This window comes from Marinobacter lutaoensis, from assembly GCF_001981305.1.
In the GTDB taxonomy this organism is placed as follows: Bacteria; Pseudomonadota; Gammaproteobacteria; order Pseudomonadales; family Oleiphilaceae; genus Marinobacter; species Marinobacter lutaoensis.
This window is the reverse complement of the sequence record NZ_MSCW01000001.1, coordinates 84443-99177: the sequence shown is the minus strand read 5'-3', so window position 1 is coordinate 99177 and position 14735 is coordinate 84443. Positions and strand designations below refer to the sequence as shown.

The window sequence follows — 14735 nt, the reverse complement described above, 5'->3', positions numbered from 1 at the left end:
CGCTCCGGTCAAAGCAGGACAACATCGTACTGTTCCTGACTGTAGAAGGGCTCCACCTGAAACCGGATGGTCTTGCTGATGAAGGATTCGAGGTCGGCGACGTTGTCCGATTCCTCATCCAGAAGGCGGTCGACCACCTTCTGGGACGCCATGACCAGGTAGCTCTCGGCATCGTAGGCGCGGTTGACCCGCAAAATTTCCCGGAAGATCTCGTAGCACACCGTCTCGGCCGTTTTCAGAAACCCCCGGCCATCACAGACCGGACACGGCTCGCACAGCACCTGGCCCAGGCTCTCGGTGGTCCGCTTGCGGGTCATCTCCACCAGCCCCAGCTCCGAGACACCGGTGATCTTGGTCTTGGCATGGTCCCGCTCGAGCATCTTTTCCAGCATGCGGTGAACCTGGCGCTGGTGCTCGGGGTCTTCCATGTCAATGAAATCAATGATGATGATGCCACCGAGGTTGCGCAGGCGCAGCTGCCGGCTGATGGCCCGGGCCGCTTCCAGGTTGGTTTTGAAGATGGTTTCTTCCAGGTTGCGGTGGCCGACGAAGGCACCGGTGTTGATGTCGATGGTGGTCATCGCCTCGGTCTGGTCGATGATCACGTAGCCGCCGGACTTGAGCTGGACCTTTCGACTCAGCGCCTTCTGGATTTCGTCCTCCACCGAGTAGAGATCGAAGATGGGGCGCTCACCGGGGTAGTATTCCACCTTGTCGGCAAACTCGGTGACAAACTCCTCCACGAATTCCATCACCCGCTGGTAGCTTTCCCGGCTGTCGATGCGGACCTTTTCCGTCTGCGGTCGCACCAAGTCACGGATGGTGCGGATGAACAGAGGCAGATCCTGGTACACCACCGCCGGCGCCTGAACCTTGGCGATGCGCTCCTGGATCGACTGGTTGAGCCGATGCAGGTATTTCATGTCGGCGATCAGGTCCTCCGGGGAGGCCCCCTCGGCGGCCGTGCGGATGATGTATCCGCCCTGGATTTCCTCCTGCTCCGCGGCGGCGGCCTCGACCAGGGACTTCAGGCGCTCGCGCTCGTTCTCGTCTTCGATCCGCTGGGAAATGCCGATGTGGGTCACGCCGGGCATGAACACCAGATAGCGGGAGGGAATGGAAAGCTGAGTGGTCAGGCGGGCGCCCTTGGTACCGATGGGGTCCTTGGTCACCTGGACCACCAGAGACTGGCCCTCGCGCAGCAGGGTCCGGATATCCGGCACGGTTTTCGGGGCATCGGCCAGTTCCTCGCCAGCCGACTGGGTCACCACATCCGAGGCATGGATGAACGCGGCCCGCTCCAGGCCGATGTCGACGAACGCGGCCTCCATGCCCGGCAGCACCCGGACGACCTTGCCCTTGTAGATATTGCCCACGATGCCCTTGCGGCTGGTCCGCTCGATGTAGGCCTCCTGCAACATGCCGTTTTCCACCAGGGCGACCCGGGTTTCCACCGGCGTCACGTTGATCAGGATCTCTTCACTCATGGTCGGCTCTCCAGACTGCGTGGCCAGTTCGTCCATACCGGGAAGCCGGCGTCGGCCAGCAAGCCCGCGGTTTCCAGCAGGGGCAGGCCGACCACTGCGCTGTAGCTTCCCCGGAGTTCCTTGACAAAAATACCACCAAGCCCCTGGATTCCATAACTGCCGGCCTTGTCCATGGGTTCCCCGGAGGCGACATAGGCTTCGATTTCCGACCGGGTCAGGGGGCGGAAGACCACCTCCGTCGCCACCAGCCGGGAACGACACTCCCCCCGATGCACCAGCGCCACCGCAGTCAGGACCCGGTGCCGGCAGCCGGACAACCGCGCCAGGGTGGCCACGGCCTGCTCCGGGCCTTCCGGCTTGCCCAGAATTTCCTGCCCCAACACCACGGAGGTATCGGCCCCCAACACCCGCGCGTCCGGCCGGGCGGCGGCCACCGCCAGGGCTTTTTCCCGGGCCAGACGCGCCACGTAGGCCTCGGGCGTCTCACCCGCGACCGGGGTTTCATCCACATCCGCCGGGCACACCTCGAACGCCAGGCCCATCTGGGCCAGCAGCTCCGCCCTGCGCGGCGAGCCGGAAGCCAGTATCAGCGACGTCATGCTCTACCCCAGTTTCTGATTGATGTGATCCAGCAGCCCGCACACCAGAGGCCAGAGCACCGCGCTGGTCAGGGCCGGCCAGAGATAGCTGAAGCCGGTATTGTCCGCCCCCAGCAACTGTTTGACGAAATGCACCAGCATCTGGTTGATGCCCAGCAGGAGGAACACCATCAGACACTGCTGGGGCAACGGATACATGCGCAGGCGTGGATGGATGGTCAGCACCAGGAAGGCCACCGCGGCCATGGCCAGGGCGTTCACCCCCAACGGCGTCGCCTCCAGCACGTCCAACAGCAGGCCCAGGCACCAAGCCAACAGGACGCCGAACTGCGCCGGCGCCCGGAACGTCCAGTAAAACACCACCAGGCCTAGCCACTCCGGCCGGAACTCGAACCAGCCCACCGGAAACAGGGAAATGCTCAGCACCAGCGCCAGCACCACGGACAGCACGAACACCGGATAACTGATGACGGACAACATCACTCACCCTCCCCGGCCGGATCGCCGGCGTCACTCACCTCGGGGCGGGCGGGGGGGAACACCACCAACACCAGCCGGCTCTGGTTCAGTTCCGCTTTCGGGGTTGCCTGGATTGACACGAACGGCTCCCCCGGCTCCTTGCTGATCCGGGACACCTCCGCCACCGGGTAGCCCCGGGGGAAGCGGCCGCCCAGACCGGAGCTGACCAGCAGGTCCCCTTCACGGATGTCGGCGGTGTCGGGCACGTGCACCAGATCCAGGGCGTCCGGGTTTCCGGTGCCCAGCAGGATCGCGCGCAAGCCGTTGCGGACCACTTCCACCGGCACCGCGTGACTGCTGTCGGATAACAGCAGGACCCGGGACGTCAGCTGACTGGCCTGCACCACCTGCCCCATCAGGCCGTGAGCATCAAGAATCGCCTGGCCCGGGGTCACCCCGTCGCGAAGGCCCTTGTTGATGACCACTTCGTGGGAGTATGGATCCGGCGAGACTCCAACCACTTCCGCCACGATGACACGGTCATCGAGGACCTCGGCGGAATTCATCAGGCGGCGAAGCTCGTTGTTCTCGGCCGCCAGGGCCGCGTACTTGAGCGCCCGGCGCTCGAGGATCAGCAGGCGGGCCCTCAGGTCCTCGTTCTCCTGCTGCAGCTCGTCCTTGGAAACGAACAGCCCGGAGGCCCAATCGGCGAATTGGTAGGGGGCATTGCCGAGCCAGTAGACCGGCGCCAGGCCGGTGGCGATGGTGCTGCGCACCTGCGAGAGCCGGTCAAAACGAGCATCGGCAACGATGAACGCTGCCGATACCAGAACGACCAGGAAAAGCCGGAAACCGGGAACCGGCCCCTGTACAAAGATGGTTTTAATGACCAGCCCTCCCCACGGGGTTAACCCTCCTGGGAGAACATTCCGATGCCACCGCGATCAATGACTTCCAGCGCCTTGCCACCGCCGCGGGCGACACAGGTCAGGGGGTCCTCGGCGACGATCACCGGCAGGCCCGTCTCCTCGCTGATCAGTTTGTCCAGGCCGCGCAGCAGGGCACCACCACCGGTCAGGACGATGCCCCGCTCGGCGATATCGGACGCCAGCTCCGGCGGCGACTGTTCCAGGGCACTTTTCACGGTCTGAACGATCTGCGCCAGGGATTCCTGCAACGCGTCCAGGATTTCCTCGCTGTTCAGGGTGAAGGCCCGGGGTACCCCCTCGGCCAGATTGCGGCCGCGAACGTCGATTTCCCGGACTTCGAGGCCCTCGTAGGCGCAACCGATCTCGTGCTTGATGCGTTCGGCGGTGGAATCACCGATCAGGCTGCCGTAGTTGCGGCGGACATAGGTGACGATGGCCTCGTCGAACTTGTCACCGCCCACCCGGACAGACTCCGCGTAGACGATCCCGTTCAGGGAGATGATGGCGATCTCGGTGGTGCCACCACCGATATCCACGATCATTGAGCCGCTGGCTTCTTCCACCGGCAACCCGGCACCGATGGCCGCCGCCATCGGCTCCTCGATCAGGAACACCTCGCGCGCTCCGGCGCCAAGGGCAGACTCGCGAATGGCCTTGCGCTCGACCTGGGTGGACTTGCTCGGCACGCACACCAGCACCCGGGGGCTGGGCGTGATGAAGCTGTTTTCGTGGACCTTGTGAATGAAGTGCTGGAGCATTTTTTCGGTCACCACGAAATCGGCGATCACACCGTCCTTCATCGGCCGGATCGCGGTGATGTTGCCGGGCGTGCGCCCCAGCATGCGCTTGGCCTCGGAGCCAACCGCCGCCACCATCTTCTGGGAGTTGTTGGTTCGGATCGCGACCACCGACGGCTCGTTCAGGACGATGCCGCGTTCGCGCACGTAAATCAGAGTGTTGGCGGTGCCCAGATCGATGGACAGGTCGCTGGAGAATAAGCCTCGGAGTCTTTTGATCAACATTCGTGTCGTTTCAACCTGAGAGTTGCGGTTGCGTTCAAGATGCGGCAACTTTAGCAGTGAGCACCTACTCAGGCAAGGCGCCGAACGGCGCTCCTCCGGGCCATTCCCGGATTTTCCCGCCCGCCCGGGTCCTCCCGCCGTTGTCCGAATCTGATACCATACCGGGTTTGATTTTCCGCCATCCTTTTATTAAAGACATTTCATATTTCTGGGAGGCAATGTGAGCATTTCCCGAGAGGACATCGAAAAGGTTGCCCTGCTTGCCCGAATCCGGGTGGACGACGCGCAGATTCCGGCCCTGGAAAAGGACCTTGGCAACATCCTGACCCTGGTTGGCCAGCTCGCGGCCGCGGACACCGACAACGTCGAGCCCATGGCCCACCCGCTGGACGCGGTGCAACGCCTGCGCCCGGACGAAGTGACCGAAAGCAATCAGCGGGAGGCCTTCCAGGCCATCGCCCCCGCCACCGAGAACGGCCTTTATCTGGTACCCAAGGTGATCGAGTGAGCCCGGGCCGCATCCCCGCATCCCTCGACCCGCAGCGACTTCAGGAATCATCATGCACGAGAAAACCGTAGCAGAGCTTTCCCGCGAGCTGGAGAGCGGCAAGATCTCCAGCGTGGAGCTGACCCGGCACTTCCTGGACCGTCTCAAGCAGGAAGACGGCCAGTACAACAGCTTCATCACCATCACCGAGGAACAGGCCCTGGCGGAAGCCCGGGCGGCGGACGAGCGCCGGGCCGCCGGCCAGGCCACCCCCTGGACCGGCATCCCCTTCGCTCACAAGGACATTTTCTGCACCAGCGGAGTCCGCACCACCTGCGGCTCCCGGATGCTGGAACATTTCGTGCCGCCCTACGATGCCACCGTTGTGGCAAAATTCCGCCAGGCCGGCGCCGTTTGTCTGGGCAAGACCAACATGGATGAATTCGCCATGGGGTCATCCAACGAATCCAGCCATTTCGGGCCGGTCACCAACCCCTGGGGGCTGACCCGGGGAGAACGGCGGGTCGCCGGCGGCTCCTCCGGCGGCTCGGCGGCGGCGATCGCCGCGCGCCTGGTTCCCGCCGCCACTGCCACCGATACCGGCGGCTCCATCCGCCAGCCCGCCGCCCTGTGTGGCGTCACCGGCATCAAGCCCACCTACGGCCGGGTGTCCCGCTACGGTATGATCGCCTATGCCTCGTCCCTGGATCAGGGCGGCGCCATGGCCCGCACCGCCGAGGACACGGCCCTGATGCTGAACGTCATGGCCGGCTTCGACCCGAAGGACTCCACCTCCATCGACCGGGAGGTGCCGGACTACACCGCTACCCTGAATGAACCGCTCAAAGGGCTGCGGATTGGCCTGCCCAGGGAGTATTTCTCCGACCAGCTGTCACCGGAAATGGCAACCCGGATCCGCGAAGCGGTGCGCGAATACGAAAAGCTCGGAGCCACCGTGCGCGAGGTATCGCTGCCCAACGCCAGCCTGGCAATCGCCGCCTACTACGTGATTGCGCCGGCGGAAGCCTCGGCCAACCTGTCCCGCTTTGACGGCGTCCGCTATGGCTACCGCTGTGACCATCCGAAGGACCTGATGGATCTGTACACCCGCACCCGGGCCGAAGGCTTCGGCACCGAAGTCAAACGCCGGATCCTGATCGGGACCTATGCCCTGTCCCACGGCTACTACGATGCCTACTATCTGAAAGCCCAAAAGGTGCGGCGCTTGATCCAGCAGGACTTCGTCAACGCCTTCCAAGAGGTGGATGTGCTGATGGGGCCGATTTCACCGTCGCCCGCGTTCATTCAGGGGGAGAAGACCGACGACCCGGTCACCATGTATCTGGAGGACATTTTCACCATCGCCGTGAACCTGGCGGGGCTGCCCGCGATGTCGGTCCCGGCCGGATTCATCGACGGGCTGCCGGTTGGCCTGCAGATCATTGGCAACTACTTCGAGGAAGGCCGGCTGCTGAACGCCGCCCACCAGTTCCAGCAGGTCACTGACTGGCACCTGCGCGAGCCCCGGTAAGCCCGAGAGAGGAGACGACACATGCAGTGGGATATCGTGATCGGGCTGGAAGTCCACATTCAGCTCGCCACCAAGAGCAAGATTTTCTCCGGTTCCAGCACCGCCTTCGGTGCCGAACCGAACACCCAGGCCAGCGCGGTGGATCTGGCCATGCCCGGTACCCTGCCGGTGCCCAACGCCGAGGCGTTCCGCTACGCGGTGATGTTCGGCCTGGCGGTCAACGCCGAGATCGGTCGCCGTTCGGTGTTCGAACGCAAGAACTACTTCTACCCGGACCTGCCCAAGGGTTACCAGACCACGCAGCTGGCGCAGCCCATCGTCGGCCCGGGCCACATCGATATTGACCTGGCCAACGGCGAAACCAAGCGCGTGCGCATCCATCATGCCCACCTTGAAGAGGATGCCGGCAAGTCCCTGCACGAGGACTTCCACGGCATGTCAGGCATTGACCTGAACCGGGCCGGCACCCCCCTGATTGAGGTTGTGACCGAGCCGGACATGAACAGCGCCGAGGAGGCGGTGGCCTTCGCCCGCAAACTGCACAGCATCGTCACCTCGCTGGGCATCTGCGACGGCGACCTGTCCCAGGGGTCCATGCGCTTCGACGTCAACGTCTCGCTCAAGCCCAAGGGATCGGACACCCTGGGTACCCGCACCGAAACCAAGAACCTCAACTCCTTCCGGTTCATGGAACAGGCCATCCGCCACGAAGTGGAGCGGCAGATGGAGATCCTCGAGGAAGGCGGCCAAGTGGTGCAGGAGACCCGCCTGTACAACGGCGACCGGGACGAGTCGCGTTCCATGCGCACCAAGGAGGAAGCCAACGATTACCGCTACTTCCCCTGCCCGGATCTGCTGCCGGTGGTGATCGACGACGACTTCATCGACGACGTCCGCGCCAGCCTGCCGGAATTGCCGGACGCCCGCCGAGCCCGCTTCCAGTCACAATACGGCCTGAACGACTACGATTCCGGTCAGCTCGCCGGTGACGCCCGCCTGTCGGCCTTCTTCGAGGACGCCGTGCACCAAGGCAAGGATGCGAAACTGACCGCCAACTGGATACTGGGCGAGTTCTCCGCCCGACTGAAGGCCGAGGAGAAAACCGTGGCCGAGGCTCCGGTTTCTGCCACCCAGCTGGGTCAGCTGGTGGCTCGAATTGCCGACAACACGCTGTCCTCGGCGGGCGCCAAGAAGGTACTGGAAGCTCTCTGGAGCGGTGAAAGCAGCGACGTCGACGCCATCATCGAGGCCAAAGGGCTGAAGCAGGTCTCCGACACCGGAGCCCTGGAGGCCATGGTGGACGAGGTCCTCGCGAGCATGCCGGAACAGGTGGCTCAGTACCAAGCGGAAGACAACCCGAAGAAGCGCAAGAAGATGCTCGGCGGCTTCATGGGGCCGCTGATGAAAGCGTCCAAGGGTCAAGGAAACCCCAAGCTCTTCAACGAGATCCTGATCAGGAAACTCGGGGACTGACAACCCGGGCCCGGACGCGCGGTCGCGTATCCGGGCCGAACGTTCAGGGTGGGTGGCGGGTCACCCCAGACGGGCCCACAGATCATGTTCGTCGGCGTGCTCGACCACCGCCTGGACGATTTGCCCCGGGACCAGGTCCGTTTCGCCGTTCAGGTACACCATGCCGTCGATCTCCGGCGCGTCCGCCTTGGACCGCCCAATCGCGCCTTCCTCATCCACCTCGTCGATGAGCACGTCGATGGTTCTGCCGATCTTGGCGTGCAGACGAGCCGCCGAAATCTCCGCCTGCCGGACCATAAACCGGGCCAACCGCTCTTCCTTGACCTCCTCCGGCACGGCACCGTCCAGCTCGTTGGCCTTGGCCCCCTCGACCGGGCTGTAGGTAAAGGCGCCCACACGGTCCAGCTGGGCCTCGCCCAGCCAGTCCAGCAGATACTGGAAGTCTTCTTCGGTCTCCCCAGGGAACCCGACAATGAAGGTGGAACGGAGGGTCAGGTCCGGGCAGATCGACCGCCACTGCCGGATCCGTTCCAACGTTTTGCTGTCGTGGGCCGGGCGTTTCATGGCCCGGAGGATCCGCGGGCTGGCGTGCTGGAACGGGATGTCCAGGTACGGCAAGATCTTGCCCTCGGCCATCAGCGGGATGACCTCATCCACATGGGGGTACGGATACACGTAGTGCAGCCGCACCCACACCCCCAGTTCACCCAGTGCCTCGCACAGCGCCTGCATCCGGGTCTTCAGCGGTCGGCCCTGCCAGAAACCGGTACGGTACTTGATATCCACGCCATAGGCGGAGGTGTCCTGGGAGATGACCAGCAGTTCCTTGACCCCCGCATCCACCAGCCGCTGGGCTTCGTCCATCACCTCGCCGATGGGACGGCTGACCAAGTCGCCCCGCATGGACGGGATGATGCAGAAGGTGCAGCGGTGGTTACAGCCCTCGGAAATTTTCAGGTAGGCGTAGTGGCGGGGAGTCAACTTGACGCCCTGGGGCGGCACCAGGTCCACGAACGGATCGTGCTCCTTTCTGGGCGGCACGTACTGATGCACCGCCCCCACCACTTCCTCGTAGGCGTGCGGCCCGGAGATCGCCAGCACGCCCGGATGGGTTTCGCGGATGCGCTCCGCCTCAACGCCCATGCAACCGGTCACGATAACCCGGCCGTTCTCCTTCAGCGCCTCGCCGATGGCATCCAGGGACTCCTGCTTGGCCGCGTCGATGAAACCGCAGGTGTTGACCACGACAATGTCGGCGTCGTCGTAGGTGGGCACCACGTCATAACCATCCAGTCGCAACTGGGTGAGAATGCGCTCGGAATCGACCAGCGCCTTGGGACAGCCCAGGCTGACAAAGCCCACTTTGCCGCCGGTGCTGGTTGCTTCTGTCTTTTCGCTCATAGGTCCGTCGGTTTCTGGAGCGCCCGTGGCTCCGGTCAATGAATGGATGAAGGGTGAAATTCTACCTCAGCCAATCGGTGAACGGCAGCCATGGCCGGGTACGTGAAAACAGTGACCCAAGTCATTTCCCAGGCCTCCGGTTGCGGACACCCCGTCACAAATCTGACACTATGTACGACAGGCGCCTTGCTGTTCACATTTTAAACAACTAAACTTTACAACCGTTTAGGTGTCTCCGTGGAAGGACAGTATGGGAAAGGCCGCCTCGTTTCAGACACGTCACGCCCGAAGGGTCCGCATGAAACCTGTCACCGCCAAGCCAAACCTACGCAATCAGCAGCGCGTCAGCGTCTCGACAGACATCGCCATTGAAACGCCGGACGGCACCTGCGTCACCTGCACGGTGTCAAACCTGTCCCGCACCGGGCTCATGGTGATCTGCGACCTGAATACCGTCAGGGCCCTGATTCCCCACCAGCGCCCGCCCGCCCCGGGCCAGTGGATCGCCGTGAAGACCCGATTTTCCGTCCCGGTCCTGCCGACCCAGCCGGTTTCGGTCATTGCCGAAGGCAACATCGTGCACATGCGGCGGACCGCCCGGAACGAATTCCAGCTGGGTATCCAGTTCGCCGAGTTCGAAAACAACGGCTACGATTACGTGGACCGTTACGTATCCCAGCTGCTCGCCGGCGCCCACGGACAGGCCTGAAGCCCTTCTGCCACCGGCTCCGGCGGCCCTGGGGTCGCCGGGTGACGCTATATTGTTATAGCGTCAAACTCTAGTAAGGCCGCTTCTTATACCCGTGCCAGCTCTGCTATAGTTGCGTATCCTATTGGCAAAGCGACAAACCCGCACGTCGGCAACGGATCATCATGACCTCATACAACCTCACGCACCTGAAACAGCTGGAAGCCGAGAGCATCCACATCATTCGTGAAGTGGCCGCCGAGTTCGAGAACCCGGTTATGCTCTACTCCATTGGCAAGGACTCCGCCGTCATGCTGCACTTGGCGCGCAAGGCCTTCTATCCGGGCAAGCCCCCCTTCCCCCTGATGCACGTGGACACCACCTGGAAATTCCGCGACATGATCGAATTCCGGGACAAACAGGTGCGCAAATACGGTCTGGACCTGATCGTCCACATCAACGAGGAAGGCGTGAAACAGGGCATCAACCCGTTCACCCATGGCAGCGCCAAGCACACCGACGTCATGAAGACCCAGGCCCTGAAACAGGCCCTGGACAAGTACAAGTTCGATGCCGCCTTCGGGGGCGCGCGCCGGGATGAAGAGAAGTCCCGAGCCAAGGAGCGCGTCTACTCCTTCCGGGACAAACACCACCGCTGGGATCCGAAAAACCAGCGGCCGGAGCTTTGGAACATCTACAACGGCAAGGTCAACAAGGGCGAAAGCATCCGCGTGTTCCCGCTGTCCAACTGGACCGAGCTGGACATCTGGCAGTACATCTACCTGGAAAACATCGACATCGTGCCCCTGTATTTCGCCGCCGTGCGCCCGGTGGTCGAACGTGACGGCACCCTGATCATGGTGGACGACGACCGCATGCCCCTCCGGGAGGGAGAGACACCGATGATGAAGTCGGTCCGTTTCCGGACTCTGGGCTGCTACCCCCTCACCGGGGCCATCGAATCCGAGGCCACCACCCTGCCGGAGATCATCCAGGAAATGCTGCTGGCCAAGAGCTCCGAGCGGCAGGGACGGGTCATCGACCACGATTCCGCCGGGTCCATGGAACAAAAGAAACGGGAAGGGTATTTCTAAGATGTCACACCAGTCCGAGCTGATTGCCGAAGACATTCAGGCCTACCTGAAACAGCACGAGAACAAGGAGCTGCTGCGCCTGCTGACCTGCGGCAGCGTCGATGACGGCAAGAGCACCCTGATCGGCCGCCTGCTGCACGACACCAAGATGATCTATGAAGATCACATGGCCAGCCTCAAGAGCGACAGCGCCAAACTGGGCACCACCGGCGAGAAGCTGGACCTCGCCCTGCTGGTGGATGGTCTGCAGGCGGAGCGGGAACAGGGCATCACCATTGACGTTGCCTATCGCTACTTCTCCACCGACAAGCGCAAATTCATCATCGCCGACACCCCGGGCCATGAACAATACACCCGCAACATGGCCACCGGCGCCTCCACCGCGCAACTGGCCATCCTGATGATCGACGCCCGCCACGGTGTGCTGACCCAGACCCGCCGTCACTCTTACATCGCCTCCCTGCTGGGCATCCGCCACATCGTGGTGGCGGTGAACAAGATGGACTTGGTGGCATTCAGCGAGGCGCGCTTCAACGAGATTCGCGAGGAATACCTCGCCTTTGCCGCCAAGCTGGGGCTGAAGGACATCCGCTTCGTTCCCATCTCCGCTCTGGAGGGCGATAACGTGGTGAACCGGAGCGAAAACACCCCCTGGTTCACCGGCCAGCCGTTGATGGAGATCCTGGAAACAGTGGAAGTGGCTCGGGACAAGAATCTGGAGCATTTCCGTTTTCCGGTGCAGTACGTCAACCGCCCCAACCTCGACTTCCGCGGGTTCTGCGGCACCATCGCCTCCGGCGTCATCCGCCCGGGCGACGAGGTCATGGCCTTGCCGTCCCGGCGCACCAGCAAAGTCCGGGAGATTGTCACCTTCGATGGCAATCTGGACGAAGCCTACGTGGACCAGGCGGTCACCCTCACCCTGGAAGACGAAATCGACATCAGCCGCGGCGACATGCTGGTGAAAGTCGGTGATGAGCCGGAAGTGGACAACCGCTTCCAGGCCAACGTGGTGTGGATGACCGATGCCCCGCTGGAAACCGGTCGCCTGTACAACATCAAGCTTGGCCCCACCTTCACCTCCGGCACGGTCAAGACGATCCACTACCAGACCGACGTCAACACCCTGGAGCAGCGCGCCAACCCCGGCCGGCTCCAGCTCAATGAAATCGGCCTGTGCGAGCTGACCCTGAACCAGCCGGTGGCATTCGATGCCTATGCTCGCAACCACGCCACCGGCAGTTTCATCATCATCGACCGGCTGACCAACGTGACCATCGGCGCGGGCATGATCACCGGCCTGGCCGACGGCACCGAGTCCCTGGATCCGGTCAGCGCCGAGGAACGCCAGCGGCGCCTGGCCCAGAAGCCCATGATCATCGCCTGCAACGGCAAGCAGGCGTCCGCGCTGGCACTGGCGCTGGAGCGCGCTCTGTTCGACCAGGGCAAGACCCCGGTGGTGCTCACCGAGGAGTCCGCGGGCGACAGCGACGAACGCCGGCGCGTGGCCCAACTGCTGACCGCCCATGGCCTGATCGCCATCGTCACCAACCTCGGCGGCGATGTGGCCAATGCCACCGCCTCGGCGGACAGCGAACAGGAGATCCCCGCCGCGGTCAGCCAGCTGGTCCAGACCCTGGTGCGCGGCAAACGGATTTAACCCGCCGGCAAAACCATTACAATAGCCAGCCCCGAGCGCTCCAGGCCTCGGGGCTTTTTCGTTCATCAACCGGGGAACGCACGCATGGCTATCAAGCACCTACGGACCGCCTTCGCCAGTCAGTACCAGCCTGGCCAGCCCGCCCGCCTCAGGAGCGGCGAGCCCCTGCAGGAGCCCGGTGGCGACTACGAAGCCCTGCACAAGCAGATGAAACGGCTGTTCAACAGCAAACCCGGCAAGAAATACGGCCGTTTTTCCGATGCCCTGGCCGACAGTCCGTTCAGCGCCTGGCTGAAGGACTATCTTGAGGACAAGCAAACGTTCGCGGCCCTGACCGACCGGCTGTTCGGGCAGTGGCAGGAGTTGCTGAGCGGCTGTCAGGAGGAATTCGACGGCCACCTGATGGTGGTGCATGAAGCCCTCGCCGACCAGGAGGTGGTGTACCTGATCCTCCTGGAAACCGACGGCGCAATGCGCTTCGATGGCGACCAACGTCTGGACAGCACCGACGTACTCAGCCTGTCCCGGCTCAACTTGGCCCTGCGCGTCGAACTGGACGACTGGCTTGGTGACCAGGGCGGCGACAACTACCTGACCCTGGTCCACGGTCGCGGCACCGGCGAGCCGGGCGAGCTGTTCATCCGCCTGTGTGGCTTCAACAACAGCGTCGACGTGGAAAAGGAGACGCTGACCTTCCTGGACGCGGTGGAAGCGTTCGCCAAGTCCTCGGCACCAGAGAAAGCCGGCGAGGTACGCACCCGGGCCTACGAATTCTGCAAAGAGCAGCACGCGCTGGGGGAGCCGGTGGAAATCGAGGCGCTGTCCAGCTACCTGGACGAGGAACAACCCCAGCGGTTCAAGGAGTTTGCCAGCCAGAACGCGGAACTGCCGGACACCGGCGTGCTGCACCCGGACCACCGCAAGGTAAAAAAACTGGTGCGCATCGCCGGCTCCGGCGGCGGCCTGAGCCTGTCGTTTTCGTCCGACCTGGTGAACCAGGCCGTCTACTACGACCGGGACAAAGACGCCCTGACCATTACCCGCCTGCCCAAGGCCCTGCGGGAACAGTTGCAGCGCTATCTGGAGAGCCGCGAGACCTGACCAGGAGGGGCTGAACGCGAGACGTTCAGTCCCCCGCCGGGCCGGGCGAACCGTCCTGTTTTGTCCGGTTCGCCCGCTGCTTCCGAACCTCCCGCATCCAGCCCACGCCATCGATCAGCTCACCGGTGTCGGGGTCCATGGGGGGATACGGCAGGTTGCGATCGTCGCAGTACCGTTTTACCGTCGGCTGACACCAGCTGAACAGCAACCGCCGGTACTCATCCTCCGGCAGCCGGCGATGATCGTACAGTCCCGCCTGGCGGCGTTGCCGCTGGGCCTCGGACAGGATGATGGCGCAGGCGGCGGAAACATTGAGCGATTCCACCATCCCCATCATCGGAATGACGATGTGTTCGTCGGCCTCGGCCGCCGCGGCCGCACTGACGCCGTCCACCTCGTTGCCCATGACGATGACGCAGGGCACGGTGTAGTCCACGGTCCGGAAATCCACCGCCCGCTCCGACAGCTGCGCCGCATACAGCCGGTGCCCCTGCGACTTGAGCACCGCGAGGGCATCCGCCATGCTGGGGTGGGTGTGGGTGGTGACCCAATTGAAACTGCCTCCGGCGGTCTTGCGGAAGGCCCGGAAGCCCTCCCTGGGCCAGACCACATGCATATTGGCCACACCAAAGGCATCGCAGGAACGGATGATCGCCGACAGGTTACGGGGCTTGTGGACTTGGTCGGTCAGCACCCGGAGGTCTGGCTGGCGGGTGTTCAGAGTTTGCTTGATTCGGGCGAGGCGTTCAGGGGTCATGGGGCTTCGTTCTTTCCGTTTTCGCGTCCGCGCCGGCCCGGGGGCGC

Annotated in this window: 14 protein-coding genes; 7 read left to right on the top strand and 7 right to left on the bottom strand. The window is 63.5% G+C overall.

Going from position 1 to position 14735, the window contains the following annotated elements:
• Window positions 1-8: 8 nt before the first annotated feature.
• From rng to BTO32_RS00410, 5 genes are read right to left on the bottom strand one after another with little or no spacing between them, the layout of a single operon-like run.
• A complete protein-coding gene (gene rng, locus BTO32_RS00430) occupies window positions 9-1487 on the bottom strand; it encodes a ribonuclease G (protein ID WP_076722477.1) in 1479 nt (492 codons plus the stop codon).
• Window positions 1484-2086, bottom strand: a complete 603-nt coding sequence (locus BTO32_RS00425) for a Maf family protein (RefSeq protein ID WP_076722476.1) — start codon at window positions 2084-2086, stop codon at window positions 1484-1486. Before BTO32_RS00425 ends, rng begins: the two co-directional genes overlap by 4 nt.
• Window positions 2087-2089: 3 nt before the next feature.
• Complete coding sequence (mreD, locus tag BTO32_RS00420; RefSeq protein WP_076722475.1) at window positions 2090-2566, bottom strand: rod shape-determining protein MreD; 477 nt, start codon at window positions 2564-2566, stop codon at window positions 2090-2092.
• Window positions 2566-3423 (bottom strand): rod shape-determining protein MreC, encoded by an 858-nt coding sequence (gene mreC, locus BTO32_RS00415; RefSeq protein WP_076722474.1) that lies wholly within the window; start codon window positions 3421-3423, stop codon window positions 2566-2568. Before mreC ends, mreD begins: the two co-directional genes overlap by 1 nt.
• Window positions 3424-3452: 29 nt before the next feature.
• On the bottom strand, window positions 3453-4493 hold the full coding sequence (locus tag BTO32_RS00410; RefSeq protein ID WP_076722960.1) for a rod shape-determining protein: 1041 nt from the start codon (window positions 4491-4493) through the stop codon (window positions 3453-3455).
• A 223-nt stretch (window positions 4494-4716) separates the two neighbouring features.
• Here BTO32_RS00410 and gatC point away from each other — a divergent pair, with 223 nt between their 5' ends.
• From gatC to gatB, 3 genes are read left to right on the top strand one after another with little or no spacing between them, the layout of a single operon-like run.
• A complete protein-coding gene (gene gatC / locus BTO32_RS00405) occupies window positions 4717-5004 on the top strand; it encodes an Asp-tRNA(Asn)/Glu-tRNA(Gln) amidotransferase subunit GatC (RefSeq protein WP_076722473.1) in 288 nt (95 codons plus the stop codon).
• Between the two features lie 52 nt (window positions 5005-5056).
• Window positions 5057-6514, top strand: coding sequence for an Asp-tRNA(Asn)/Glu-tRNA(Gln) amidotransferase subunit GatA (gene gatA / locus BTO32_RS00400; protein ID WP_076722472.1), 1458 nt, complete (start codon window positions 5057-5059; stop codon window positions 6512-6514).
• Between the two features lie 21 nt (window positions 6515-6535).
• Complete coding sequence (gene gatB, locus BTO32_RS00395) at window positions 6536-7987, top strand: Asp-tRNA(Asn)/Glu-tRNA(Gln) amidotransferase subunit GatB (RefSeq protein ID WP_076722471.1); 1452 nt, start codon at window positions 6536-6538, stop codon at window positions 7985-7987.
• 60 nt (window positions 7988-8047) lie between these two features.
• Here gatB and rimO read toward each other — a convergent pair whose 3' ends face one another.
• A complete protein-coding gene (gene rimO, locus BTO32_RS00390; protein ID WP_076722470.1) occupies window positions 8048-9388 on the bottom strand; it encodes a 30S ribosomal protein S12 methylthiotransferase RimO in 1341 nt (446 codons plus the stop codon).
• 298 nt (window positions 9389-9686) lie between these two features.
• Between rimO and BTO32_RS00385 the strand changes: the two genes are divergently transcribed.
• The 4 genes from BTO32_RS00385 (at window position 9687) to BTO32_RS00370 (ending at window position 13931) form a co-directional block, all read left to right on the top strand.
• Window positions 9687-10097 (top strand): PilZ domain-containing protein, encoded by a 411-nt coding sequence (locus BTO32_RS00385; RefSeq protein ID WP_076722469.1) that lies wholly within the window; start codon window positions 9687-9689, stop codon window positions 10095-10097.
• Between the two features lie 164 nt (window positions 10098-10261).
• The gene (gene cysD / locus BTO32_RS00380; protein WP_076722468.1) at window positions 10262-11170 is read left to right on the top strand and encodes a sulfate adenylyltransferase subunit CysD; all 909 of its coding nucleotides are present in this window, start codon (window positions 10262-10264) and stop codon (window positions 11168-11170) included.
• A gap of 1 nt (window position 11171) precedes the next feature.
• On the top strand, window positions 11172-12830 hold the full coding sequence (cysN, locus tag BTO32_RS00375; RefSeq protein WP_076722467.1) for a sulfate adenylyltransferase subunit CysN: 1659 nt from the start codon (window positions 11172-11174) through the stop codon (window positions 12828-12830).
• 84 nt (window positions 12831-12914) lie between these two features.
• Window positions 12915-13931 carry a nucleoid-associated protein gene (locus BTO32_RS00370; protein WP_076722466.1) on the top strand — a complete coding sequence of 339 codons (1017 nt, stop codon included), beginning with the start codon at window positions 12915-12917 and terminating at the stop codon, window positions 13929-13931.
• 25 nt (window positions 13932-13956) lie between these two features.
• Here the strand turns inward: BTO32_RS00370 and trmH are convergent, their stop codons facing one another.
• Window positions 13957-14688 (bottom strand): tRNA (guanosine(18)-2'-O)-methyltransferase TrmH, encoded by a 732-nt coding sequence (gene trmH, locus BTO32_RS00365; protein ID WP_076722465.1) that lies wholly within the window; start codon window positions 14686-14688, stop codon window positions 13957-13959.
• Window positions 14689-14735 lie beyond the last annotated feature (47 nt).

Bases quoted from the DNA above. Each gene is read 5' to 3' on its own strand.
- rng (WP_076722477.1), bottom strand. From the start codon at position 1,487: ATGAGTGAAGAGATCCTGATCAACGTGACGCCGGTGGAAACCCGGGTC.
- BTO32_RS00425 (WP_076722476.1), bottom strand. From the start codon at position 2,086: ATGACGTCGCTGATACTGGCTTCCGGCTCGCCGCGCAGGGCGGAGCTG.
- mreD (WP_076722475.1), bottom strand. From the start codon at position 2,566: ATGTTGTCCGTCATCAGTTATCCGGTGTTCGTGCTGTCCGTGGTGCTG.
- gatA (WP_076722472.1), top strand. From the start codon at position 5,057: ATGCACGAGAAAACCGTAGCAGAGCTTTCCCGCGAGCTGGAGAGCGGC.
- gatB (WP_076722471.1), top strand. From the start codon at position 6,536: ATGCAGTGGGATATCGTGATCGGGCTGGAAGTCCACATTCAGCTCGCC.
- rimO (WP_076722470.1), bottom strand. From the start codon at position 9,388: ATGAGCGAAAAGACAGAAGCAACCAGCACCGGCGGCAAAGTGGGCTTT.
- BTO32_RS00385 (WP_076722469.1), top strand. From the start codon at position 9,687: ATGAAACCTGTCACCGCCAAGCCAAACCTACGCAATCAGCAGCGCGTC.
- cysD (WP_076722468.1), top strand. From the start codon at position 10,262: ATGACCTCATACAACCTCACGCACCTGAAACAGCTGGAAGCCGAGAGC.
- cysN (WP_076722467.1), top strand. From the start codon at position 11,172: ATGTCACACCAGTCCGAGCTGATTGCCGAAGACATTCAGGCCTACCTG.
- BTO32_RS00370 (WP_076722466.1), top strand. From the start codon at position 12,915: ATGGCTATCAAGCACCTACGGACCGCCTTCGCCAGTCAGTACCAGCCT.
- trmH (WP_076722465.1), bottom strand. From the start codon at position 14,688: ATGACCCCTGAACGCCTCGCCCGAATCAAGCAAACTCTGAACACCCGC.